This is a genomic window from Streptomyces tremellae, from assembly GCF_039540215.1.
Classification (GTDB): domain Bacteria; phylum Actinomycetota; class Actinomycetes; order Streptomycetales; family Streptomycetaceae; genus Streptomyces; species Streptomyces tremellae.
Window position 1 is genome coordinate 136,683 of the sequence record NZ_BAABEP010000004.1, and the last position, 23,122, is coordinate 159,804.

The 23,122-nt window shown below is 73.2% G+C and carries 19 protein-coding genes; 9 read left to right on the forward strand and 10 right to left on the reverse strand.

The annotated features are described in order from the left end of the window. Positions 1-30 precede the first annotated feature (30 nt). Together ABEA77_RS05425 and ABEA77_RS05430 are read right to left on the reverse strand one after the other, a co-directional pair. On the reverse strand, positions 31-480 hold the full coding sequence (locus ABEA77_RS05425; RefSeq protein ID WP_425588200.1) for a hypothetical protein: 450 nt from the start codon (positions 478-480) through the stop codon (positions 31-33). Further along, positions 474-935 (reverse strand): ATP-binding protein, encoded by a 462-nt coding sequence (locus ABEA77_RS05430; RefSeq protein WP_345641915.1) that lies wholly within the window; start codon positions 933-935, stop codon positions 474-476. The genes ABEA77_RS05425 and ABEA77_RS05430 overlap by 7 nt, the downstream gene beginning before the upstream one ends. A 211-nt stretch (positions 936-1,146) precedes the next feature. Between ABEA77_RS05430 and ABEA77_RS05435 the strand changes: the two genes are divergently transcribed. Together ABEA77_RS05435 and ABEA77_RS05440 are read left to right on the forward strand one after the other, a co-directional pair. After that, a complete protein-coding gene (locus ABEA77_RS05435; protein ID WP_345641917.1) occupies positions 1,147-2,010 on the forward strand; it encodes a helix-turn-helix domain-containing protein in 864 nt (287 codons plus the stop codon). Continuing rightward, positions 2,011-2,247, forward strand: a complete 237-nt coding sequence (locus ABEA77_RS05440; protein ID WP_345641920.1) for a DUF397 domain-containing protein — start codon at positions 2,011-2,013, stop codon at positions 2,245-2,247. Between the two features lie 111 nt (positions 2,248-2,358). Here the strand turns inward: ABEA77_RS05440 and ABEA77_RS05445 are convergent, their stop codons facing one another. Continuing rightward, positions 2,359-3,714 carry a 6-phospho-beta-glucosidase gene (locus ABEA77_RS05445; protein WP_345641923.1) on the reverse strand — a complete coding sequence of 452 codons (1,356 nt, stop codon included), beginning with the start codon at positions 3,712-3,714 and terminating at the stop codon, positions 2,359-2,361. Positions 3,715-3,834: 120 nt separating this feature from the next. On the opposite strand from ABEA77_RS05445, the gene ABEA77_RS05450 reads away from it, so the two are divergent. Continuing rightward, positions 3,835-4,263: a YchJ family protein gene (locus ABEA77_RS05450; protein ID WP_345641926.1), complete on the forward strand. Its 429-nt coding sequence runs from the start codon at positions 3,835-3,837 to the stop codon at positions 4,261-4,263. Positions 4,264-4,408: 145 nt separating this feature from the next. Then, entirely contained in the window at positions 4,409-6,487 is a 2,079-nt protein-coding gene (locus tag ABEA77_RS05455; RefSeq protein ID WP_345641929.1) for a phosphocholine-specific phospholipase C, read from the forward strand. A 212-nt stretch (positions 6,488-6,699) separates the two neighbouring features. On the opposite strand, the gene ABEA77_RS05460 is transcribed toward ABEA77_RS05455, so the two are convergent. Together ABEA77_RS05460 and ABEA77_RS05465 are read right to left on the reverse strand one after the other, a co-directional pair. Further along, a complete protein-coding gene (locus ABEA77_RS05460; RefSeq protein ID WP_425588201.1) occupies positions 6,700-8,820 on the reverse strand; it encodes an MDR family MFS transporter in 2,121 nt (706 codons plus the stop codon). Positions 8,821-8,906: 86 nt separating this feature from the next. Beyond that, positions 8,907-9,968, reverse strand: a complete 1,062-nt coding sequence (locus tag ABEA77_RS05465; RefSeq protein ID WP_345641931.1) for an ATP-dependent DNA ligase — start codon at positions 9,966-9,968, stop codon at positions 8,907-8,909. 74 nt (positions 9,969-10,042) lie between these two features. Between ABEA77_RS05465 and ligD the strand changes: the two genes are divergently transcribed. Next, positions 10,043-11,053: a non-homologous end-joining DNA ligase gene (gene ligD / locus ABEA77_RS05470; protein WP_345641932.1), complete on the forward strand. Its 1,011-nt coding sequence runs from the start codon at positions 10,043-10,045 to the stop codon at positions 11,051-11,053. Positions 11,054-11,124: 71 nt separating this feature from the next. On the opposite strand, the gene ABEA77_RS05475 is transcribed toward ligD, so the two are convergent. Beyond that, positions 11,125-13,371, reverse strand: coding sequence for an OmpL47-type beta-barrel domain-containing protein (locus ABEA77_RS05475; protein ID WP_345641935.1), 2,247 nt, complete (start codon positions 13,369-13,371; stop codon positions 11,125-11,127). Positions 13,372-13,376: 5 nt separating this feature from the next. Further along, positions 13,377-15,857 (reverse strand): ThuA domain-containing protein, encoded by a 2,481-nt coding sequence (locus ABEA77_RS05480; RefSeq protein ID WP_345641937.1) that lies wholly within the window; start codon positions 15,855-15,857, stop codon positions 13,377-13,379. Positions 15,858-16,059: 202 nt separating this feature from the next. Between ABEA77_RS05480 and ABEA77_RS05485 the strand changes: the two genes are divergently transcribed. Further along, entirely contained in the window at positions 16,060-17,145 is a 1,086-nt protein-coding gene (locus tag ABEA77_RS05485; protein ID WP_345642182.1) for a multicopper oxidase domain-containing protein, read from the forward strand. 176 nt (positions 17,146-17,321) lie between these two features. Further along, complete coding sequence (locus ABEA77_RS05490) at positions 17,322-17,600, forward strand: WhiB family transcriptional regulator (RefSeq protein ID WP_345641938.1); 279 nt, start codon at positions 17,322-17,324, stop codon at positions 17,598-17,600. A 71-nt stretch (positions 17,601-17,671) separates the two neighbouring features. On the opposite strand, the gene ABEA77_RS05495 is transcribed toward ABEA77_RS05490, so the two are convergent. From ABEA77_RS05495 to ssgD, 3 genes are all read right to left on the reverse strand, one after another. Continuing rightward, positions 17,672-18,646 (reverse strand): acyl-ACP desaturase, encoded by a 975-nt coding sequence (locus ABEA77_RS05495; protein ID WP_345641940.1) that lies wholly within the window; start codon positions 18,644-18,646, stop codon positions 17,672-17,674. Positions 18,647-18,999: 353 nt separating this feature from the next. Then, positions 19,000-19,776 carry a dimethylargininase gene (ddaH, locus tag ABEA77_RS05500; protein WP_345641942.1) on the reverse strand — a complete coding sequence of 259 codons (777 nt, stop codon included), beginning with the start codon at positions 19,774-19,776 and terminating at the stop codon, positions 19,000-19,002. Positions 19,777-19,903: 127 nt separating this feature from the next. Next, entirely contained in the window at positions 19,904-20,320 is a 417-nt protein-coding gene (ssgD, locus tag ABEA77_RS05505) for a spore wall synthesis regulator SsgD (RefSeq protein WP_345641945.1), read from the reverse strand. A 392-nt stretch (positions 20,321-20,712) separates the two neighbouring features. Here ssgD and ABEA77_RS05510 point away from each other — a divergent pair, with 392 nt between their 5' ends. Both ABEA77_RS05510 and ABEA77_RS05515 read left to right on the forward strand, forming a co-directional pair. Further along, positions 20,713-21,741 carry an LLM class F420-dependent oxidoreductase gene (locus tag ABEA77_RS05510; RefSeq protein ID WP_345641948.1) on the forward strand — a complete coding sequence of 343 codons (1,029 nt, stop codon included), beginning with the start codon at positions 20,713-20,715 and terminating at the stop codon, positions 21,739-21,741. A 122-nt stretch (positions 21,742-21,863) separates the two neighbouring features. Beyond that, positions 21,864-23,078 (forward strand): acetyl-CoA C-acetyltransferase, encoded by a 1,215-nt coding sequence (locus tag ABEA77_RS05515; RefSeq protein WP_345641950.1) that lies wholly within the window; start codon positions 21,864-21,866, stop codon positions 23,076-23,078. The last annotated feature ends 44 nt before the right edge of the window (positions 23,079-23,122 follow it).

Here is a 23,122-nt window from a genome sequence, read left to right on the forward strand (position 1 = left end):
GACGGGAGGGCCGGGGCGGGCGCCCGCGGCTCAGGCGCGGGCGCTCCCGCGCGGCGCGGGCAGGGCGCCCCCGGTCCAGGCGGGGGCGGTGCCCGCGAGCTGGCAGACCATGAGGTAGAAGGGGATCGGCGGGGTGTAGGGCGTGCGGTCGTCCGGCCAGTGGATCAGGCGCGGCCGCGCTGCGGGGACGCTGATCCCCGCCACGTACCGCGCGGGCGCGGGCCAGGAGAGTTCGAGGTCGGAGCCGGCCGGCACGATCCACCACCACCAGTCGGTGTCGGCGAAGACGCAGCCGGTGCGCGGCATCCGCGCCATCAGCCGGAAGCCGTGGCGCGCGGGCACCCCCACCGCGTCGCACCCCAGCGAGGCGGGCAGCGTGTCCGGGAGCGGGAGCCGGACGGTGCCGTCGGCGCGGACGGGGCCCGCGGCGCGCGGTCCGCGGCCGAGGCGCAGGAGCGCCGCCCGCGCGCTCCTCAACACGGCGCGTCCGTCCGCAGCGGCAGCTCGGCCCACACGACGCGTCCGGGACCGTAGCCCGAGGTGTCCTGGGCTCCCCAGCAGCTGCACACGGAGTCGACGAGGAAGAGGCCCCGGCCGCCCTCGTCCGCGCTGCCCCGCTGGAGCTGGGGTCCCGTCGGCCCGTATCCCTGGTCCTCGACGGCTATCCGCAGCTTCTCCTGGTCGACCCGCAGCTCGCAGATCACGTGGTCGCCCGCGGCGTGCACGACGGCGTTCGTGACCAGTTCGGAGACGACCAGCACCGCGGTCTGCGACGTTCCCTTGCCGATGCCCCAGCCGAGCAGGCGGTCCTCGGTGAGTTTCCTGGCCCGGCCCACGGACTCCGCGCGCGCCGGCAATTCGAAACCGTAACGGCGGACAACGTTGCCAGGGCACATAGGCGCGAGCCGGGGGGTGAGCGCGTTACCAGGTGCCACGACCGATTCCTAACGGTGGGAAGCGACTTCTCCGCGCTGTGCCTCTCCCGTGGCACAGCGCGACAACCGCGTGAACTGGTTCACTCCGACCACTCTCCACCTGTCCGCGACACTTGGCAAGTGGCACTCTGAAAATTCCAGAGTGCCGTGTTCTAACTGGCAGAGTCATGGCACACTGCTTGCACATCGTGGCAACGGGGAGGTCCCTGAAGTGAGTGAACCGCGGTCGGCCCCGACCGTGGGGCAGGTCGTGCTCGGCAGGCGTCTACAGGACCTGCGGGAGCGCTCCGGCCTGAAACGCGAGGAGGCCGCGAAGCTCCTGCGCGTCGCTCCCGCCACGATCCGCAGGATGGAGACGGCCGAGGTCGCGCTCAAGATCCCCTATGTGCAGGTGCTGCTCACCGCCTACGGCGTGGGCCCCGAGGAGGCGGGAGTCTTCACGGGCCTCGTCGAAGAGGCCAACAAGCCGGGCTGGTGGCAGCGCTTCCACGACATCCTGCCCGACTGGTTCAGCGTGTACGTCAGCCTGGAGGGCGCCGCGGCCCTGCTGCGCGAGTACGAACCGCACTTCGTCCCCGGCCTGCTCCAGACCGAGGACTACGCGCGCGCCGTACTCACCGCGGGTGCCGTCGGACGCTCCTCGCCCGGCGAGACGGAGCGGCACGTCGCGCTCCGGATGGCCAGGCAGTCGCTGCTCACCAGGGAGAACGCACCGCGATTCTGGGTAGTCATGGACGAGACGGTCATCCGCCGTCCCGTGGGCGACGGCCCTGAGGTGATGCGGGCGCAGATCGACCGGCTGCTCGAAGCCGCCGACCTGCCCCATGTGACCCTGCAGATCGCGGAGTTCGCCAGCGGACATCACCCGGGCACCTACGGGCCGTTCGTGATCTTCCGATTCGCGGAACCAGAGCTGCCGGACATGGTCTTCAGCGAGTACCTGACCGGCGCCGTCTACCTCGACGCGCGCCCGGAAGTGGCCACTCACCTGGAGGTCATGGACCGGATGGCGGCGCAGGCCGCAACTGCACAAAGCACGAAGGAGATCCTCAAGGATGTCCGCAAGGAGCTGTGAATGGATCGCATATACAACGGCATGCCCGCCCGAGAGCTCGGCGCAGAGGGCTGGCACAAGCCGTGGAGCGGCGGCAACGGCGGGAACTGCATCGAGGCCATGAAGCTGGCCGACGGCAGAGTCGCGGTGCGTCAGTCCTCCGACCCTGACGGCCCCGCACTGATCTACACACCGGCCGAGATCGCCGCCTTCATCCAGGGCGCGAAGTCGGGCCAGGCGGACTTCCTCCTGACCTGAGGGCCCTTGAGACCATCACGACAGGGTGGGGCACGTGTGCGGCGTCGCAGCGTTTTTCAGGTGCGCTGCGGCGCCGCACGCGGAGAGTGCTCCCCCCGCCGCGGGGCCCGGTCAGCCGCGCAGATGGCCGAGGCCCGGGTGGACGGCCGCGTAGCCGTCCACCAGCCGGCGCGCCACGGAGACCGAGTCGACCAGCGGATGCAGGGCGAAAGCGGCGACCGCGTCGGGCCGCTCCCCGCTCTCCGCGGCCCGCAGCACCGCACGCTCCACCGCCTTCACCGACGTCACCAGGCCCGTCGCGTGCAGCGGCAGCGGCTCCGCCGCCAGCGGTCGCGCCCCGTTCGCATCCACCGCGCAGGGCACCTCCACCACCGCCTCCGCGTCCAGCGCGGCCAGCGTGCCGCGGTTGCGCACGTTCAGGATCAGCGTCGCCCGTTCGTCGTGGGCGATCGCCCGCATCAGGGCAAGCGCCACCTTCTCGTAGCCGCCGGACTCCAGGTCGGCCTCGTCCCGCTCGCCCATGCCCGCCGCGTCCCTGTTGGCCGCCATGTACGTGGCCTCGCGCTCCGCGAGCGTACGGTGCCAGGCCGCGAGCGCCGCTCCGGGCCCCGGCGCGTCCGCGCCGCCCACCTCCGCGTAGAAGCCCGACTGCTGGTCGGCGAGGAACGCGCCGCGGGTGCGCCGCGCCGCGCGGTACGCCTCCACCGTCTCGCGGTTGAAGTAGTAGTAGTGCAGGTACTCGTTGGGCACCGCGCCGAGCGACGCCAGCCACGGCGCGCCGAACAGCCTGCCCTCCTCGAACGAGCCGAGCAGCGCCGGATCGCCGAGCAGCCTGGGCAGCTCGTCCCGCCCCGCCACGTACACGCCCCGCAGCCACCCCAGGTGGTTGAGGCCCACATAGTCGAAGCGCGCCGTGTCCGGGTCCACGCCCAGCGTCCGCGCCACCCGCCGGCCGAGCCCCACGGGCGAGTCGCAGATCCCGATGACCCGGTCGCCGAGCACCTCGGCCATCGCCTCCGTGACGAGCCCCGCCGGGTTGGTGAAGTTGATCACCCAGGCGTCCGGCGCCACGGCGGCCACCCGCCGGGCGATCTCCCGCGCCACCGGCACCGTGCGCAGGCCGTACGCGATCCCGCCCGCGCCCACCGTCTCCTGGCCGAGCACGCCCTCCGCGAGCGCCACCCGCTCGTCCGCGGCCCGGCCCGCAAGGCCGCCCACCCGGATCGCGGAGAACACGAAGTCCGTGCCGCGCAGCGCCTCGTCCAGGTCGCGGGTGGCCGTGAAGGACGGCGCCCCCGCGACCCCCGCCGCCTGGTCCGCGAGCACCCGTGCCACGGCGGCGAGCCGCTCGGCGTCCACGTCGTACAGCGCGACCTCGGTGATCCGGCCCGCGCCCCGGTCGCCCAGCAGCGCCCCGTACACCAGCGGCACCCGGAACCCGCCGCCGCCCAGAATCGTCAGCCTCATGACCGGGCCGCCTCCCTCTCGCTCACGTCCACGCCCCGATCATCGCCGAGCGGCCGGCCCGCGCGGGCCCCGGGGCCCGCGCGTCGCCCACCGCGACGGCACGGGGCGACAATGTCCCGCATGGCCCGACGCACCCGCCGCCCCACGACCCCCGCCGCGCCCGCCGACTCCGCGCCCTGCCCGTGCGGGCTGCCCGCGCCCTACGGTGCCTGCTGCGGCCCCTTCCACCGGGGCGACGCCGCCCCGGCGACGGCCGAGGCGCTGATGCGCTCCCGCTACAGTGCCTTCGCCGTGCGCGACGAGCCGTACCTGCTGCGCACCTGGGCCGCCGCCACCCGCCCCGCCGCACTCGGCCTCGACGCCGCGACCCGCTGGACCGGGCTTGAGATCACCGCCGCCACCGGCGGCACCGCCTTCCACACGACCGGCACCGTCGCCTTCCGCGCCCACTACACCGAGTCGGGCACGCCCGGCGTGCTCGGCGAACTCAGCCGCTTCGCGCGGGAGCAGGGCCGCTGGGTGTACGTGGACGGCACGGTCTCCGGCTGATCCCGCGGCCGGCCCCGGGCGCCGGGCCGCCACACGTCCCTTCACCAAGAGTTCGTGATCGGTTCGCGGCCAGGCCCCCTGCCGTGCGGGCGGGGCGGCGGAGTCTGTCCCCGACCCACGCACCGCAACTCGAAGGGGCCACCCGATGGTCGACCTGAACCGTCGCCGATTCCTCCAGATGGCCGGCGGCACCGCCGCCTTCTCCACGCTCTCGACGAGCATCGCCCGCGCCGCCGCCATCCCGGCCCACCACCGCACGGGAAGCCTGCGCGACATCGAGCACATCGTCGTCCTGATGCAGGAGAACCGCTCCTTCGACATGTACTTCGGCTCGCTCGGCGGCGTGAGAGGCTTCGCCGACCCCCGCGCCGTGACCCTGCCGGGCGGCAAGTCCGTCTTCCACCAGCCGGGCGGCGACGGCGAGGTGCTGCCCTTCCACCCCTCAACCGGCTCGGGCAGCGACCTCGGCCTGGCCTTCCTCGAAGACCTCGACCACAGCTGGGAAGGCACCCACGCCGCCTTCAACCACGGCAGGTACGACTCCTGGGTCTCCGCCAAGTCCGCCGCGTCCATGGCGTACCTCACGCGCGACGACATCCCGTTCCACTACGCGATGGCCGACGCGTTCACCGTCTGCGACGCCTACCACTGCTCGCTGCTGGGCCCGACCGACCCCAACCGGTACTACATGTGGTCCGGTTACGTCGGGGGCGACGGCGTCGGCGGCGGGCCCGTCATCACCAACGACGAGCGCGGCTACGGCTGGACCACCTACCCCGAGCGCCTGGAGAAGGCCGGCGTCTCCTGGAAGATCTACCAGGACCGCGGCACGGGGCTGGACGCCGCCGGCTCCTGGGGCTGGACCGACGACGCGTACATCGGCAACTACGGCGACAACTCGCTGCTGTACTTCGACGCCTACCGCGACGCGAAGCCGGGCGACCCGCTCTACGAGAAGGCCCGCACCGGCACGGACGCCGCCGCGGGCGACGGCCTCATGGACATCCTCAAGGCCGACGTACAGGCCGGCAGGCTCCCGCAGATCTCCTGGATCGCGGCACCCGAGGCGTTCACCGAGCACCCCAACTGGCCCGCCAACTACGGCGCCTGGTACGTCTCCCAGGTGATCGACGCGCTCACCTCCGACCCCGAGGTATGGAGCAGGACCGCGCTGCTGATCACCTACGACGAGAACGACGGCTACTTCGACCACGTCGTGCCGCCGTTCCCGCCCTCCTCGCCCGCCCAGGGCGGCTCGACGGTCTCCGTCGAGGAGGAGCTGTTCGGCTCCCGCACCAGCCCCTCGGCCCCGGCGAGCAGCGGCGCGGGCCCCTACGGCCTCGGTGTGCGCGTCCCGATGTTCGTGCTCTCGCCGTGGAGCAGGGGCGGCCGGGTCTGCTCCGAGGTCTTCGACCACACCTCGATCCTCCGCCTCATGGAGCGCCGCTTCGGCGTCGCGGAGCCCCATATCTCGCCCTGGCGGCGCGCCGTCACCGGCGACCTCACCTCCGCGTTCGACTTCAGCCGCGCCTCGAAGGGCGTGCCGTCCCTGCCGAGCACCGCGGCCTACAGGCCGAAGGACGCGGACCGCCACCCCGACGTGGTGCCGAGGCCCCCGGCCGACCAGGCGCTGCCCCGCCAGGAGCGCGACCGCAGGCCCCTGATGCCCGCCCCCTACGACCTGGCGGCCGACGCGGCCGTCGGCCAGGACGGGCTGAGCCTGCGCTTCGCCTCCCACGGCACGGCGGGCGCGGCCTTCCTCGTGACGTCCACGACGTCGGCCGACGGGCCCTGGACCTGGACCGTCGCCGCGGGCCGGCGGATCACCGGCACCGTGCCGCTGCCCGCGGCCGGCCGTCACGACCACGCGGTGCACGGGCCGAACGGCTTCCTGCGGCAGGTCTCGGGCACGGGCGTCCGCAAGGGCCCCGAGGTCACGGCCGAGCACGATCGGCACTCCGGCACCGTACGGCTGCGTCTCACCCACCACGGCGGCACGCCCGTACGCCTGACGATCAAGGACGAGTACGGCCACCAGGCGCCGGCCTCCGTGCGGCTGCGGCCGGGCGCGAGCGCCCTGCACACGGTGCGGACGGCCAGGGCCGACCACTGGTACGACGTGTCGGTCACCTCCGACCACGACGACACCTACCTGCGGCGGCTCGCGGGACACGTGGAGACCGGCAGGCAGAGCGTCACCGACCCGGCCCTGTCCCGCGGCTGATTCGCGTCCCGCGCCCGGCCGGGGCGCGGGACGCGGTCCACGGCACCCCGGTCCCGCCGCGCCCCGGGGCCGGGGGCCCGGTCCCTCCGGGGCTCCGGGCAGCACTGCCGCAGGCTGCCGGCCGCCGGCGGCGGCGCTGCCGGCCCCGGGCCCGGGCGACGGCCTCCAGGAGACCGGTACCTGTGGCGGCGTCTCAGTCCCGCCGGACGGCGTCAGGGCGCCGCGGCCCCGCTGGACGCCGTGGCCCCGGCAGGGAGGCCGCGGCGCGGCGGGCCGGCGTCGGAGAGGTCCTCGGCCAGCAGGCGCTTCGCGATGGCGTCCACGGCGCGCCGCAGCTCGGCGCCGCTCGGCCCGCCCCGATCGGCGGCCAGCCGGTCGTTGAGCCAGGACGCCCACGCCGCGGTGATCGCCGCGGCCTCCCGGCGGCCCGCCTCCGTGTGCGACAAGAGGCTGCCCGAGCGCGTCAGGTACCCCTCGTCGACCATCCGGTCGAAGACCGGGAGCAGCACCTCGGGCGGCACGTTCTTGCGCCCCGCGACCAGGCCGAGGCTCGCGTGCCCGACCATCCGGGTCAGCAGCTCCACCTGCATCACCGCCCACGCGCCCGCGATGTCGAGCCGCGTGGCGGAGCCGCGCACCACGCTGCGCGCCGTGTCGGGGCCCGCCTCCCGCAGAATGGCGCAGACGGACAGTTCGAGCAGCCGCCCCGAGTCGCCGGGGTCCGGCGAGGCGAACCCCTCGCCCAGGTCGGTCGAGGTGGCGCGGGCCGAGTCGCGCAGCCTCACCTGCCGCAGGAACAGCGCCACGACGAAGCCGCCAAGCGCCACGGGCACCGTCCACAGGAAGACCGTGTGCAGCGCGTCCGCGTACGCCCCGATCAGCGGTGCCGACTGCGCGCCCGGCAGCCGGTGCAGCCCCTCGGGGCTGCGGGCCGCCGCGGCCACCGCGCCGGGTGCCGCGCCGCCCGCCCGCGCCGCCTCGGGCAGCGCGTCCCGCAGCCCCGGGGTGAGCGCGTTGGTGTAGATCGTGCCGAAGACGGCGGTGCCGAACGAGCTGCCGAGCGTACGGAAGAACGTCACGCCCGAGGTCGCGGTGCCGAGGTCGGCGTAGTCGACGGTGTTCTGCACGGCGATGGTGAGCACCTGCATCGAGAGGCCGATGCCGGTGCCCAGCACGAACATCGCCCCGGACTCCGCCCAGAACCCGGAGCCTGGACCGACCCGGGAGAGCAGCAGCAGCCCCGCCGCCATCACCACCGTGCCCGCCACCGGGAACCAGCGGTAGCGGCCCGTCCTGCTGACGACGTTGCCGCTGAAGACCGACGCGATCAGCAGGCCGATCACCATGGGCAGCGTCCGCACCCCCGAGACGGTCGCCGAGTCGCCGTCCACGTACTGCAGGTACGTCGGCAGGAAGGTCAGCGCGCCGAGCATCGCGAAGCCGACAATGAAGCTGAGGATCGAGCAGACCGCGAACACCGGGCCGCGGAACAGCCGCATCGGCAGCATCGGCTGGGCCGCGCGGGTCTCCGCAAGGCAGAAGAGGCCGAGCGCGGCCACGCCGGCCGCGAACAGGCCGATGACCACGGGCGAGCCCCAGGCGTACTGGTTGCCGCCCCAGCTGGTCGCCAGGATCAGCGCGCCCGCCCCCACCGCCACCAGCGCGATGCCCAGGTAGTCGATCACGGGACGGGACGCGGAGCGGACGGCCGGGATGGTGCGGGCCGCGGCGGCCACCACCACGACCGCGATCGGCACGTTCACATAGAACGCCCAGCGCCAGGTCAGATGGTCGGTGAACACCCCGCCGAGCAGCGGCCCGACGACCGTCGCGAGGCCGAACACGGCCCCCAGGGCGCCCTGGTACTTGCCGCGCTCGCGCAGCGGGATCACATCGGCGATGAGCGCCATCGCCGTCACCATCAGCCCGCCGGCGCCGACGCCCTGGACGGCGCGCCAGACGATCAGCAGTGTCATGTCAGTGGCGAGGCCGCACAGGAACGAGCCGGTGACGAAGACGACCGCGGACAGCTGGAAGATCAGCTTGCGCCCGAACAGGTCGCCGAACTTGCCGACGAGCGCCGTCGAGATCGTCTCCGCGAGCAGGTACGCCGTGACCACCCAGGACATGTGCTCGGCCCCGCCGAGGTCGGCCACGATCGTCGGCAGGGCCGTGCCCACGATGGTCTGGTCGAGCGCGGCGAGCAGCAGGCCGAGGACGATCGTCGCGAACACGATGTTCCTGCGGCGTCCGCTGAGCACCGGCGGTTCGGCGGCGGGCGGCGGTGCCGGCGCGGGCACCGGCTCGGGACGCTTCTCACTCACAGTGCTCACCCCTGCACGCTCACACCGCGCCACCCCGCCCGCACGCGGGGCCACCCGGACGGGGGTACGGCGCCCCCGGCCGGCCGCCGCGGGGCTCACGCCCCGCCGAGCACCCGCGCGAGGTCGTAGCGCACCGGCTCCACCAACTGGCCGTACGTGCAGGACGCCGGGTCCCGGTCCTGGCGCCACCTGCGCCACTGCGCCGTGTGGCGGAAGCGGGTGCCCTCCATGTGGTCGTACGCCACCTCGCACACCCGCGACGGCGCGAGCGCCACCCAGGACAGGTCCTTCTTGCCGCTCCAGCGCGACGGCGCCCCCGGCAGCCGCGCGCCCTCGTGCGCGGACGCCTCGGCCCATGCGGCCCACGGGTGGTCGGCCGCGTCGATCCGCAGCGGCGCGAGCTCCTCCATCAGCTCGGCCCTGCGGCGCATCGGGAACGCCGCGCAGACGCCCACGTGCTGGAGCGTGCCCGCCGCGTCGTACAGGCCGAGCAGCAGGGAGCCCACGACGGGGCCGCTCTTGTGCGGGCGGTAGCCCGCCACCACCACGTCCGCGGTCCGCTCGTGCTTGATCTTGTAGAGGGCGCGGGTGTCCGGCAGATAGGGCCGGTCGAGCGGCTTCGCGACGATACCGTCGAGTCCGGCACCCTCGTACCGGTCGAACCACTCGGCCGCGACCCGCTCGTCCGTCGTCGCGGGCGCCGTGTACACCGGCGGCCGGGCGCCGGTGAGCACCGCCTCCAGCGCCTCCCTGCGACTCTCCTGCGCCAGCCCGAGCAGCGACGCGTCGCCCTTGGCGAGCAGGTCGAACGCGACGAGGCCCGCCGGCGTGCGCTCCGCGAGCGCCGCGACCCGGGACGCGGCCGGGTGGATGCGCTCGGTGAGCCGGTCGAAGTCGAGCCGCCCGTCGTGGACGATCACGATCTCCCCGTCCACCACGCACCGCTCGGGCAGCTCGGCCCGCACCGCGGTCACCAGCTCGGGGAAGTAGCGGGTGAGCGGCTTGCCGTTCCTGCTGCCGATGACGACCTCGTCGCCGTCCCGGTGCACGATCGCCCGGAAGCCGTCCCATTTCGCCTCGTACTGCATGCCCGGCGGGATCCGCTGCACGGGCTTCGCGAGCATCGGCAGCAGGGGCGGCATCACCGGCAGGTCCATGGCTCGATTCTCACCGCGTCTGCGGCGCTCCGCCCGGCGTGCGGCGCGCCCGTGCCGCACATACCGTGGCGCACATGGGAGCGGCGGTGGAGCTGGAGGCGGGCGGCAGGGCCGTGCGGCTGTCCAACCCGGACAAGGTGTACTTCCCCGAGCGCGGTTTCACCAAGCTGGACGTGGCCCGCTACTACCTCGCCGTGGGCGAGGGCATCGTCCGCGCGCTGCGTGAGCGGCCCACCACGATGGAGCGCTTCCCCGAGGGCGTCACCGGCGAGTCGTTCTTCCAGAAGCGCGCCCCGAAGAACCTCCCCGAGTGGATCCCCACCGCGCGGATCGCCTTCCCCAGCGGCCGGTACGCGGACGAGGTCTGCCCGACCGAGGTGGCCGCGGTGGTGTGGGCGGCCAACCTCGGCTGCCTCACCTTCCACCCCTGGCCGGTGCGGCGCGGGGACACCGACCACCCCGACGAACTGCGCATCGACCTCGACCCGCAGCCCGGCACCGGCTTCGCGGAGGCGGTGGCCGCCGCCCACGAGCTGCGCGCCGTGCTGGACGAACACGGGCTGCGCGGCTGGCCCAAGACCTCGGGCGGCCGGGGCCTGCACGTCTTCGTGCCGATCGCGCCGCGCTGGACCTTCGCCCAGGTCCGCAGGTGCGCCATCGCCGTGGGCCGGGAGCTGGAGCGGCGGATGCCGCAGCGGGTGACCACGGCGTGGTGGAAGGAGGAGCGCGGGCCGAGGATCTTCGTGGACTACAACCAGACGGCCCGCGACCGCACCATCGCCTCCGCCTACTCGGTGCGCCCGAAGGCGCACGCCCCGGTCTCCGCGCCACTGCGCTGGGAGGAGATGGGGGACGTGGCGCCGCGCGACTTCGACATCGCGACCATGCCGGCCAGGTACGCGGAACTCGGCGACGTGCACGCCGACATGGCGGACCACGCCTTCGGTCTTGAGGGCCTGCTCGACCTCGCGGCCCGCGACGAGCGGGAGCACGGCCTCGGCGACCTGCCCTACCCGCCCGACCACCCGAAGGCGCCGGGCGAACCCACCCGCGTCCAGCCGAGCAGGGCCCGCCGCAAGCCCTGAGGAGCGCCTGCCGCGGGCCCCCTCCCGGCGGGGGAGGGGGCCCGCGGCCGTGCGGACGGGTGCGGGGACTGCTACAGCTCCTTGATCCGCACGTTCCGGTAGGAGATCAGGTCGGCGGTGCTGTGGTTCTGGAGCCCGATGTAACCCGACGCGTAGCGCCTGCCGTCCGTGCCGGGGTCACCCGCCCTGGGCGGGTCGAAGACCTGGCCGGGGCCGTTGTCGAACTCGTTGATCAGGACACCGTTGCGGAAGATCTCGAAGTGCTGCTTCTCGGCCCGGATCTCGTAGTCGTTCCAGGTGCCCTTGGTGGTGGGGTGGGCGCCGGCGAGCCCCACCCGGTCGAAGCCGTACACCGAGCCGGTCTTGTACATGTCGCCGCCAGGACCGTCGAAGATCTGGATCTCGTGGCCGTAGTTGACGGCCACCCAGGCGGGGCGGGACTCCAGCGGGAAGCCGTGCGGGTTCGGGAAGCGCACGAAGACACCGCCGTTGGCGTTGGCCGTGCCCGCCGCGTCATCCCTGAACTGGAGCTTCAGCGAGAAGTCCGTGTACTGCCGCGCCGGGTACCACATCATGCCGAGGTCGCCGCCGACCGTCGGGTCGACGCTCATCGCACCGTCCTTCAGATCGACCCGGCCGCCGCCGACGTGCTCCCACTTCGCGAACGACTCCCCGGTGCCGTCGAAGATCGTCCGGTAGCCGGCGGTCTGGCCCGGCAGGCCGATCTTCGACTGCTTGGCCGCCTTGGCGATCTTCTTCTGCTCGCGCCTGTCGATGACGTTCTGGTCGACGAGCCGGTCGAGCACGCCGTCCACGTGCTTGAGGAACAGCGCCTGCGAGGTCCACTCGCGCTCGTCCTCGATCAGCTCGTTGACGGTGCACCGGTTGGGCGTGAGCCGGTTGGGCACGCCCGTGTCGACCGTGCCGACGATCACCGTGAGCCGCTCGTCGTGCTCCGCGCACGGCGGCGCGGGCACGCCCCCGCCCTCGGCCACGGTGAACGCCGCGCTCTGCGCCTCTGAGGTGTTGCCCGCCGCGTCGGTGGCCCGGTAGGCGAGCGTGTGCGCCCCGACCCGGTCCACGATGACCGGCTCGGTGTAGCTGAGGTACGGGCCGCCGTCGAGCGTGTACTCGGTGGAGGCGACCCCCGACTCGGCGTCCTCCGCGGTCAGGGTCACCGTGGCACTGCTGATGAACGCGCCGTAGGAGTTCTTGGTGCCCGTGACCGCGGCGGCGACCACCGGGGCCGTGGTGTCCTCGGCCGGGGGCGCGGCGACGGTGAAGCCGACGGACTTCTCGGCCGCCGCGTTGCCGGCCTTGTCGGTCGCCCGGTAGCGCACGGTGTGCGCGCCGGCCTCGTCGACCGCGACCGGCCGGGTGTAGGGCTGCCAGTCGCCGTCGGCGCCGAGCGCGTACTCGATGGTATTGACGCCCGAGCCGGTGTCGGAGGCCGTCACCGTGACCGTGGCCGTCCCCAGGTAGGTGCCTTCGTCGTCCTGCTCGCCGCCGACCGTCGCCGAGGTCTCGGGCGGTGTGGTGTCGTCCGTGGGCGGCGCGGCGACGGTGAAGTCGACGGACTTCTCGGCCGCCGCGTTGCCGGCCTTGTCGGTCGCCCGGTAGCGCAGGGTCTGCGCGCCGGCCTGGTCCACCACGACGGGGTCGGTGTAGGGCTGCCAGTCGCCTTCGGCGCCGAGCGCGTACTCGACGCTCGCGACGCCCGAGCCGCCCTCCTCGTCCGCGGCCGAGACGGTCACCGTGGCGGAGCCGACGTACGCGCCGTCCGCGTTCTGCTGTCCGGCGACCTTCGCCGAGGTGGTCGGCGCCGTGGTGTCGTCACCGCCGCCGCCCGCCGTCACGGTGAGCGTGCCGCTCATCATGATGTGGCCCGGCATCGAGCAGAAGTAGTGGTACGTGCCGGGCGTCAGCGTGACCTGCACGCTGTGCTTGCCGCCCTCCGCGTCGGCCGGGTTGGCGAGGATGTTGACCTGCGCGTCGTTGTTGTACTGCGGGTCCGACGTGTCGAAGGTCAGGGTGTGCGGCAGGCCCGTGGTGTTGCCGGTCGCCGCGCTGTTCTCGAAGACGATGGTGGCCGTGCCCGCCACCGCGGTCGTGGGGGCGCTCGCGTAGTGCTCGATGGAGTCGCCCGCCGTCCAGGTCAGGATCTGCCCGGCGGCCGGCGCGGCGGGCGTCTGCCCCCGCCCGTACGCCGCGGTCGACGTCAGCCCGAGCACCAGGAGGAACGCTCCGACCAGTGACACCCACAGCCGCGGCGGTCGCCGCCGCGAGGTCCGCGGGACTCCTCGGGTGGTGGCTCTCACCCGCCTCACGCTCCCTTCTCGACCAGGTCCTTGGCGGCCGGGGTCGGCGCGCCGCCGGTGTACGTCACGCGCCACAGCGCGGACTCGGAGTCGGAGTTGAAGAAGCCGCGCCCGTAGTCGAGGACGTACAGCGAGCCGTCAGGGGCGAACTTCCAGTCCATCAGGTTGCGGATGCCGCCGCTGCCGACGGGGATGATCCTCCGCAGCGAGTCGGCGTGCACGGGCAGCCCGCCCTCGCCCTGGTTCGCGGGGTCCATGGTGACCGCGTGGCGCGGGTTGGTGGCGTCGTAGAAGTCCGCGACGAACCACTTGCCGTCCCAGTACTGCGGCCACTTGACGCTGCTCTTGTACGTCGGGTCGAAGCGGTAGACCGGGCCGTCCATGGTGGCCTGGCCGCCGCCCTTCAGCCACGGCAGCCGGTAGGTGGCCCTGGCCGGGTCGTAGACCGGCACGCCGTCCTCGCCGCGCGGGTAGTCGGGCGCCCCGCCCTGCGGCGAGTACCAGATGTTGTTGGCCTCGGCGGGCGGGATGTTGACGAGTCCGTCGTTGTTCGGCGACTCGTTCCTCAGGTGGTCGCAGTCGTACCAGCCGAGCGGCTTGTCCGGGTCGGGCAGGTTGCGGTCGCGGTAGGGCTGCTTGTTCCCCATGCAGTACGGCCAGCCGCGGTTGCTCGCGTGCGTGATTACGGCGAACGTGTCGTACTTGGCGGGTCCCCAGGTCGTGGAGGGCTCCCCGGCGTCCGGGCCGACCCAGCCGACGTAGAGCACGTCCGTCTTCTTGTCGATGGACAGCCTCGCGGGGTTGCGCACGCCCATCGCGTAGATCTCGCCGCGCGTCTTGCCGCCGCCCTCGGCGGTCTCCTTGCCGGTGAACAGGTTGCCCGCGGGCAGCGTGTAGGTGCCGTCGTCCTCGGGGTGGATGCGCAGGATCTTCCCGTTGAGGTCGTGGGTGTTGCCGGCCGTGCGGCGCGCGTCGGCGAAGGAGACGCCCCTGTAGTGGGGCTCCGGGTTGTTGCCCGAGTAACCGTCGCTGTAGAGGGAGGAGTTGTTGTCACCGACGCCGACGTAGAGGTTGCCCTTGGAGTCGAAGGCCATCCCGCCGCCCGCGTGGCAGCAGCTGTGGATCTGCATCGGCCACTGGAGCAGGACCTTCTCCGAGGTGGTGTCGATCCTGCCGGTCGCGAGGTCCATGGTGAAGCGGGAGATGCGGCGCTTGCCCATCTGGGTGTCCCGGTCGATCTGCGAGTGCGGCGACCAGTAGACGTAGACCCAGCCGTTGGACTCGTACTGCGGATCGAGCGTGATGCCGAGGAGGCCCTCCTCGGTCTTGTTGAGCTCGTCGCCGCCGCCCCGGTTGCCGAAGACCGTCAGCGAGGCCGCGACCGTGGCCTTCTGGGTCTTCGGGTCCCAGACGTAGATCCGTCCCGTGCCCTTGCCGACGTTCGGGTCGCTCCAGTCGGTGACGACCGGGTCGGTCGCCGTGCCGCCGCCGCGGCCGATGTAGAAAACCTTCCCGTCGGGCGCGACGGTCAGGCCGTGCGGCTCGCCGATCTGGTCCTGCTGACCCGGCTGGTTGGGCGCGGTGATCCGCTCGGCCTTGTAGTGGGCGTCGATGGTCGCCTTGCAGTCGGCGCGCGTCAGGCGCGAGGTCCACTCCAGGGCGCCGCGCAGGTGGTCGCGGAAGTCGGTCTCGGCGAAGGAGGCGACCGTGCCGCCCATGGCGGTGTAGAAGGACCGGCCGCCGTCGTAGTCGCGGCACCAGGAGACCGGGTGGTCCTCGGTGCCCGCCGCGCCCTCGCCCGGCTTGTACGTGGACTCCCGCACGCTCGCCACGGTGTGCACCGTGCCGGTCGGGTCGGCCTCCCAGTTGAACCAGGTGTCGGCGCGCTTCCATTCGAGCGGCAGGTTCCTGGTCGCCGGGTTGACGCGGTCGCCGACCTCGACGGTCGCCTGCTGCACGGCGGCGGGGCTGCCCGCCGCGGGCCGCGCGCCGACGAGCCCGGTGTACCAGTCCGAGTACGGCTCGGTGCGCGCCGCGTCGTGGATGCCCACGAAGCCGCCGCCCGCCTCGACGTACGTTTCGAGCCCGGCCTCCTGCTCGGGGTCGAGCACGTCGCCGGGGCCGGTCAGGAAGACGACCGCGTTGAAGGTGCCGAGCCGGTTCGCGTTGGTGAAGACGGACGCGTCGTCCGTGGCGACGGTCTTGAACCGCTTGGCGAGCGGCCCGGTCCGACCGATGTTCTCGACGGCCTCGATCCCGGCGTCCACGGTCGGGGACTCCTCGTCCGCGGAGCCGTAGTAGACCAGCACCTTGACGTTCGTGCCGCCGGGCGGCGACGGGAGCGCGAGGGCCGCGGCCCCGCGTTCCTGCGCCGGCTCGGCCGAGGCCGCCGCCGTGCCCAGCAGGGACGCCGCGAGGGCGCCCGTGGCCAGGCCCACGATGAGCCGGCGCCGCGTTCTCGACCGGTGATGTGGTGCACGCTGCATGTGTTCACCCACCCCTCATTGGTCTGTGCAACAGCCTTGGAACGTAGACCGCTTTCGGCGGTCCGCCAATAGGTAAGGCTGGAATCCCACCAACTTTGTCCTGGGTGTGGATAAACGGGAGGCGCTGCTCTACCGTATGGCCGTCCCCGGGGTCTGTTTCACCCCGCAACTTCCATCCCGTACGGGGGAGTTCGGCATGGCCATGGACAGAAGGAGCTTCAACGGGCGACTGCTCGCGGGCGGCGCCGCCGTCGCGGGGGTCGCCGGAGCAGGGGTGGCCTCGGCGCCCGTGGCCACCTCCGCGCCCGTGCCCGCCGTCCGCACCGCCCCCGCAGGGGGACAGGTGCGCCACCTCACCCTCTTCGCCGAGAAGCTCGCGGACGGCCGCACCGGCTACGGCCTGGAGCGCGGCAAGGCGACCGTTCCCGGCCCGCTCATCGAGCTGGTCGAGGGCGACACCCTGCACATCGACTTCGAGAACACCCTCGACGTGGACGTCAGCCTGCACGCGCACGGCGTCGACTACGACGTCGCGAGCGACGGAACCCGCCTCAACCGCAGCCATGTGCCGCCCGGCGGCAGGCGCACGTACACCTGGCGCACCCACGCCCCGGCGCGGCGCCCCGACGGCACGTTCCAGCCGGGCAGCGCGGGCTACTGGCACTACCACGACCACGTCGTCGGCACCGACCACGGCACCGGGGGCATCAGGGCGGGGCTCTACGGGGGCCTCGTGGTCCGCAGGAAGGGCGATCCGCTGCCCGACCGCACGTTCACCGTCGTCTTCAACGACATGCAGGTCAACAACCTGGAGATGGGGCCGGACCTCAAGGCGACCGTGGGGGAGCGGGTCGAGTTCGTCTCGATCACGCACGGCGAGTTCTACCACACGTTCCACATCCACGGGCACCGCTGGGCCGACAACAGGACGGGCCTGCTCGCCGGCGCAGACGACACCAGCCCGGTCGTCGACACGAAGATCGTCGGACCCGCCAACTCCTTCGGCTTCCAGGTGATCGCGGGCGAACACGTCGGCGCCGGCGCCTGGATGTACCACTGCCACGTGCAGAGCCACTCCGACCTCGGCATGGCCGGACTGTTCCTCGTGTACAAGGAGGACGGCACCATCCCCCCGTACGAGCAGATGCACCACCCCTCCGCCGCGCAGCGCGACAAGGCGGAGCGCAGCGCGCGCGAGGCGGCGGAGGCCATGGGTGCCATGTCCATGAACTCGGCGGGTTCCATGGGTTCCATGGACATGAAGGGCATGGAGCCCACGCACCACTGAGCGGCGGCGCGCCGGGCCCGGACGCCTGTACTTCGCCGCCCGCGCCTGGGACGCTACGGGCGGTGGCCGCGCCCGGCGGCAGGCGCAGGCGGCCCGTGGCGTGGCCCTGACGGCCCGTCGAGCAGGGTTGATGGTTCATCAATCGGATGTTTATCGGCGTGCGGAAACCTGTCGGCATGCCGATCAACATCACCACCGGTACGGCCGCGGACGGCGGCGACCGCTCCACGGACTCGTCCCTCGCCTGGCAGGACAGCGCGCTCTGCGCCCAGACGGGGCCCGACTTCTTCTTCCCTGCGCCCGGTTCCTCGACCCGCGAGGCCAAGAGGCTGTGCGGTGCCTGCACCGAGCGCGAGGCGTGCCTCGCCTACGCCCTGGAACACGACGAGCGGTTCGGGGTCTGGGGCGGGCTCTCCGAGCGGGAGCGCCTCGGGCTGCGGCGCTCTCGCCGCTGAGCGCGGCGGCCGCCCCGGGGAACGGCCGCCGGGGCGCGAGACGTCCCGGGTGCACGCCGCCCCGCCGTCCGTCAGACGCGGCCGCGCGCCGCCATCCGCGCCTTGCGTGCGGCGAGCTTGTCGTCGAACTTCGCCGCCTCGGTGTCCAGGCCGTTCATGAACAGGCCCAGCTCCTCCTGCGCCCGCAGCCCGGCGGGGCCGAGCCCGTCGATGTCCAGCACCTTCAGATAGCGCAGCACGGGCTGGAGCACGTCGTCGTGGTGGATGCGCAGGTTGTAGACCTCGCCGACGGCCATCGCGACTGCGGCGCGCTCGAAGCCCGGCATGCCGTGCCCCGGCATCCGGAAGCCCGTGACGACGTCGCGCACCGCCTGCATCGTCTCGTCGGGGGCGATCTCGAACGCCGCGCCCAGCAGATTGCGGTAGAAGACCATGTGCAGGTTCTCGTCGGTGGAGATCCGCGCCAGCATCCGGTCGCAGACCGGGTCGCCCGACTGGTGGCCGGTGTTGCGGTGGGAGACGCGGGTGGCCAGCTCCTGGAACGCGACATACGCGACGGAGTGCAGCATCGAGTGGCGGTTGTCCGACTCGTAGCCCTCCGACATGTGGGCCATCCGGAACCGCTCAAGCTCGTCCGGGTCGACGGCCCGGGAGGCGAGCAGGTAGTCCCGCATCACCGTGCCGTGCCGGCCCTCCTCAGCCGTCCAGCGGTGCACCCAGGTGCCCCAGGCGCCGTCGCGGCCGAACAGCGTCGCGATCTCGTGGTGGTAGCTCGGCAGGTTGTCCTCGGTCAGCAGGTTGACCACGAGGGCGGTCCGCCCGAGCTGGGTCACCTTGGACTGCGCGGGGTCCCACGGCTCGCCGTCCTCGAAGAAGCCGGGGAAGTTGCGGCCCTCGGTCCACGGCACGTACTCGTGCGGCATCCAGTCCTTGGCCACTTTCAGATGGCGGTTGAGCTCCTTCTCCACCACTTCCTCCAGCGCGTACAGCAGCCGGGCGTCTGTCCACGCGTCCGTGCCGGCGAGGTGGGAGGGGGTGAGGGTCACGGGTGCTCCTGGGGGACGGGAAACTACCTACGGACTCGTAGGTTACGAGACCGTAGGTTAAAGAGCGGGTAAGACTGTCTGAGGAACCACGGTGGGGACCGCGGCCCGTGGACGGTTCGCCTACCCGAGGGCTCCTGCCGCATGCGTGTCGTTTCCACACAAGCGGCCGTACGGCGTCCGCTTGATCGCGGCGGGTGTCCCCGCGGGCCGGCGCGTGCTTCCCCCGCGGGTTGGTGTGTGCTTCCCCCGGGGGTGGGCGGGGCGCGAACGGCCCGGCATCCGGAATCCCGGGGCCCGCGGGCGGACAGGCGCGCGCGGCCGGCTCCCCGGGCGGCGTGCGGACGGGACCGGAATCACACGTACAGGTCGCGCAGGCGCACCGAGAGGCACGTCACGCACCCCTCAAGCTTCTCGAACTCGCCGATCTCCACGAGCACCGGCTCGTAGCCGAGCCCCGCGAGCAGCTCCGCGGTCTTCGGCGCGCTCGCCGCCATCAGCAGCCGGCCGCCGCCCAGCAGCACCACGTGCGCGCCGGACGGCTCGGGCACCGGCAGGAAGCGCGGGAACAGCGTCGGCACGTCCACCAGCGGAGGATGCCCGAGCACCGTACCGTCGGGCAGGGCCGTCACCGCCGACTTCAGGTGCAGCACCCGGCTCACCGGTACGGCCACGACCCGCGCGCCGAGCGGCTCGAACGCGGCCCGCAGCTGGGCCACCCCCGCCGCGTTGGTGCGGCCGCCCTGCCCGACGTAGACCGTGTCGCCGACCTTCAGCACGTCGCCGCCGTCCAGCGTGCCCGGCTCCCACACCCAGTTGACGGAGCAGCCGAGCCGCGCCAGCTCCTCCTCGACCGCGGCGGTCTCGGGCCGCCGGGACGCGGCGCCCGGCCGGGTGATCAGCGCGACGTTGCGGAACATCACCACCGTGTCCTCGACGAAGACCCCGTCCGGGCAGTCGTCGGCCGGCGCCACCTCGATGCTCTCCCAGCCGTGCTCGGCCAGGGCGCCGACGTACCCCTCCCACTGCCGCAGTGCCACCACGGCGTCCACGGGGGTGCGTTGCAGATGGGTGACGAGGCCCTCGTCCAGGCGCGAACTCGGCTGACGGATCAGGGCTTTCCTGCTGGGCACGTGCGGGTCTCCAGGTCCTGGCGGGGTTCCGGTCGCGCCCCATCATGACCCGCGGGCGGGCCGACGCGGAACGGCCGCTTCCCCCCGGGGCGGTGAACACCGCACGGCGCGGGGCCCGCGCCGGGCCTCAGCGGGCGTCGCGCAGCAACTCGGCGAGCGCCGAGTCCAGGTCCAGATAGAGGGGTTCGTGCCCCTCGGGCACCAGGGACCGCGACCGGTCGAGGAACCTGACCAGGTCGGCCGAGCGCAGGTGCACCATCGCGGTGCCCTCGGGGGCGTGGAACTCCACCACCGTGCGCCCGTATCCGAACGGCCGCACCCGCACGTCGCCCTCGCCCGCGGGCGCAGCCAGCCCCGAGGCCAGCAGCTCGCGGGAGAACTCCCAGACCACCTCGGTGCCTTCGAGGGTGGCGAGCGGGGGGAAGACCATCCGGACGGTGAAGGGGTCGGTCCTGTCGTAGAGCAGGGTGGCAGGCACGGTCTCCAGGCTGGGCGACGACGCGACGACGCGCGCCTGCACTGCCTGTTCGACCACAGGTGACATGGCTGCTCCCCTTCGTCGGCGCCGGGCCGGGCGACACGGTGCGTGATCTGTTACCTGTACAGACGTCGGAACCATGCATTCCGTGCACCGGCCAGGGGCGTGAGTTGTGTCACCGCACGCCCGTACGCCCTCCGCGCACCCGTCGCGCACGGGCCCCGACGCGCGTGGGGGCGCCGCCGCGGCCCCGCACACCCGGGAGGGCGCCGGCGCGGTTCGCGCCCGCGCCCTGCGCCCCGTCAGAAGGGCGCCGCCGGGCTCCGCGAGGCTTGTGCGCGGCCCGCCGCGTTCCTAGCATCGCGGGTGTTACACCACGTGTGTCAGACTCGGCCGGGCCCCGGCCCGCGGTCCGTGCCGCCGGCGGGCGGCCAGGACCGGCAGGAAGGCTCCCGCACATGGAGATCTCACTCCAGCTCGACCACACCGGCGACGCCAGGGCGGCGTGCGACGCGGCGGTGGCGCTGGAGCCCGCGGGGCTCGACGCCATCTGGGTCGCCGAGGCATGGGGCTTCGACTCCGCCACGATCATGGGATATCTGGCCGCCCGCACGGAGCGCTCCGCCATCGGCTCCGCCATCGTCAACGTCTTCTCGCGGACCCCCGCGCTGATCGCCCAGACCGCCGCGGGCCTCGACGCGGTCTCCGGAGGGCGCGCCCTCCTCGGCCTCGGCGCGTCCGGGCCCCAGGTCGTCGAGGGCTGGCACGGCCTGCCGTACGAGAAGCCGCTCGCCCGCACCAGGGAGACCGTCGGGATCTGCCGCCGGATCTGGCGCCGCGAGACCGTCGAGCACCACGGCCTGTTCGACCTGCCGCTGCCGCCGGAGAAGGGCGGCGGGCACGGCAAGCCGCTGCGGATGCTCACCCGGCCCGTCCGCCGGGAGATCCCCGTCTTCCTCGCCGCCCTCGGCCCGGCCAACGTCGAGATGGCGGCGGAGATCGCCGACGGCTGGCTGCCCCACCTGTTCCTGCCGGAGAAGGCGCACCACGTCTGGGGCGCGCCCCTGGCCGCGGGCGCCGCCAAGCGCGACCCGGCCCGCGGCCCGCTGCGCACCGCCGCGGGCGGCCTCCTCGCCATCGGGGACGACGCGGCGCGCTTCCGCGACAAGGCGCGCGCCCAGATCGCCCTGTACGTCGGCGGGATGGGCGCCCGCGGCAGGAACTTCTACCACGACCTCGCGGTCGCCTACGGCTACGGGAAGGCGGCGGCCGAGATCCAGGACCTCTACCTCGCGGGCCGCATCCGCGACGCGGCGGCGGCCGTGCCCGACGAGTTCTGCGAACTGGCCACGCTCTGCGGGCCCGAGGGCTACGTCCGCGACCGCGTCGCCGCCTTCCGCGACGCCGGCGTCACCATGCTCAACGTCACCCCCGTGGGCCCCGACCCGTTCAGGTCCGTGGCGACGGTCAAGGGCTGGCTCACCTGACCCCGCGCGGGGAGCGGCCCATCCCCGACCCCCGGCCGGCACCCGAGGCCCACTCACCTGACCCCGCGCGGGGACCGGCCCCCGGACGCCACGCCCCCAGCGCCCCGACAGAAAGGCACGCCGTGAGCACCGAAGCGTACGTGTACGACGCCGTCCGCACCCCGCGCGGCCGCGGCAAGGCGAACGGTGCCCTGCACGGCACCAAGCCCATCGACCTCGTCGTCGGCCTCATCCACGAGCTGCGCGCGCGCTTCCCCGGCCTCGACCCCGCGGCCGTGGACGACATCGTCCTCGGCGTCGTCACCCCCATCGGCGACCAGGGCTCCGACATCGCGCGCATCGCTGCGCTCGCCGCGGGCCTGCCCGACACCGTCGCGGGCGTGCAGGAGAACCGCTTCTGCGCCTCCGGGCTCGAAGCCGTCAACCTGGCAGCTGCGAAGGTGCGTTCCGGCTGGGAGGATTTCGTGCTCGCCGGCGGCGTCGAGTCGATGTCCCGGGTGCCGATGGGCTCGGACGGCGGCGCCTGGGCCATGGACCCCATGACCAGCTACGAGACAGGCTTCGCGCCCCAGGGCATCGGCGCCGACCTCATCGCCACCCTCGGCGGATACGGCCGCAGGGCCGTCGACGAGTTCGCCGCGCTCTCCCAAAAGCGCGCCGCGGCAGCCTGGAAGGACGGCAGGTTCGCCCGCTCCGTGGTCCCCGTGCGCGACCGCTCGGGCCTCACCGTCCTCGACCACGACGAGCACCTGCGCCCCGGCACCACCGCGGACGGCCTCGCCGCGCTCCCCCCGTCCTTCGCGCAGATCGGCGAGGCCGGCGGGTTCGACGCCGTCGCGCTCCAGAAGTACCACTGGGTCGAGCGCATCGACCACGTCCACCACGCGGGCAACTCCTCGGGCATCGTGGACGGCGCCGCGCTCGTCGCCGTCGGCTCCCGGGAGGCGGGCGAGCGCTCCGGGCTCACCCCGCGCGCCCGGATCGTCTCCGCCGCCGTCACCGGCTCCGAGCCCACGATCATGCTCACGGGCCCCGCGCCCGCCAGCCGCAAGGCGCTCGCCAGGGCCGGGCTCACCATCGGCGACATCGACCTGGTGGAGATCAACGAGGCGTTCGCCGCCGTCGTGCTGCACTACGTGGACGAGATGGGCCTCGACCTCGACAGGGTCAACGTCAACGGCGGCGCCATCGCCCTCGGCCACCCCCTCGGCGCGACCGGCGCGATGATCCTCGGCACGCTCGTGGACGAACTGGAGCGCCGGGACCTCCGCTACGGGCTCGCCACGCTGTGCGTCGGCGGCGGCATGGGCGTCGCCACCGTGGTCGAACGCGTCTGACCCGCCGCCCCGTACGCCCCGCCCGTACGCCCCCGCCCCCGACT

What these genes read in the sequence shown, in the direction of transcription:
- ABEA77_RS05455 (WP_345641929.1), top strand. Translation starts at nt 4,409, where the DNA reads ATGGTCGACCTGAACCGTCGCCGATTCCTCCAGATGGCCGGCGGCACC.
- ligD (WP_345641932.1), top strand. Translation starts at nt 10,043, where the DNA reads ATGGGAGCGGCGGTGGAGCTGGAGGCGGGCGGCAGGGCCGTGCGGCTG.
- ssgD (WP_345641945.1), bottom strand. Translation starts at nt 20,320, where the DNA reads ATGTCACCTGTGGTCGAACAGGCAGTGCAGGCGCGCGTCGTCGCGTCG.
- ABEA77_RS05480 (WP_345641937.1), bottom strand. Translation starts at nt 15,857, where the DNA reads ATGCAGCGTGCACCACATCACCGGTCGAGAACGCGGCGCCGGCTCATC.
- ABEA77_RS05485 (WP_345642182.1), top strand. Translation starts at nt 16,060, where the DNA reads ATGGACAGAAGGAGCTTCAACGGGCGACTGCTCGCGGGCGGCGCCGCC.
- ABEA77_RS05450 (WP_345641926.1), top strand. Translation starts at nt 3,835, where the DNA reads ATGGCCCGACGCACCCGCCGCCCCACGACCCCCGCCGCGCCCGCCGAC.
- ABEA77_RS05490 (WP_345641938.1), top strand. Translation starts at nt 17,322, where the DNA reads ATGCCGATCAACATCACCACCGGTACGGCCGCGGACGGCGGCGACCGC.
- ABEA77_RS05440 (WP_345641920.1), top strand. Translation starts at nt 2,011, where the DNA reads ATGGATCGCATATACAACGGCATGCCCGCCCGAGAGCTCGGCGCAGAG.
- ABEA77_RS05465 (WP_345641931.1), bottom strand. Translation starts at nt 9,968, where the DNA reads ATGGACCTGCCGGTGATGCCGCCCCTGCTGCCGATGCTCGCGAAGCCC.
- ABEA77_RS05510 (WP_345641948.1), top strand. Translation starts at nt 20,713, where the DNA reads ATGGAGATCTCACTCCAGCTCGACCACACCGGCGACGCCAGGGCGGCG.
- ABEA77_RS05445 (WP_345641923.1), bottom strand. Translation starts at nt 3,714, where the DNA reads ATGAGGCTGACGATTCTGGGCGGCGGCGGGTTCCGGGTGCCGCTGGTG.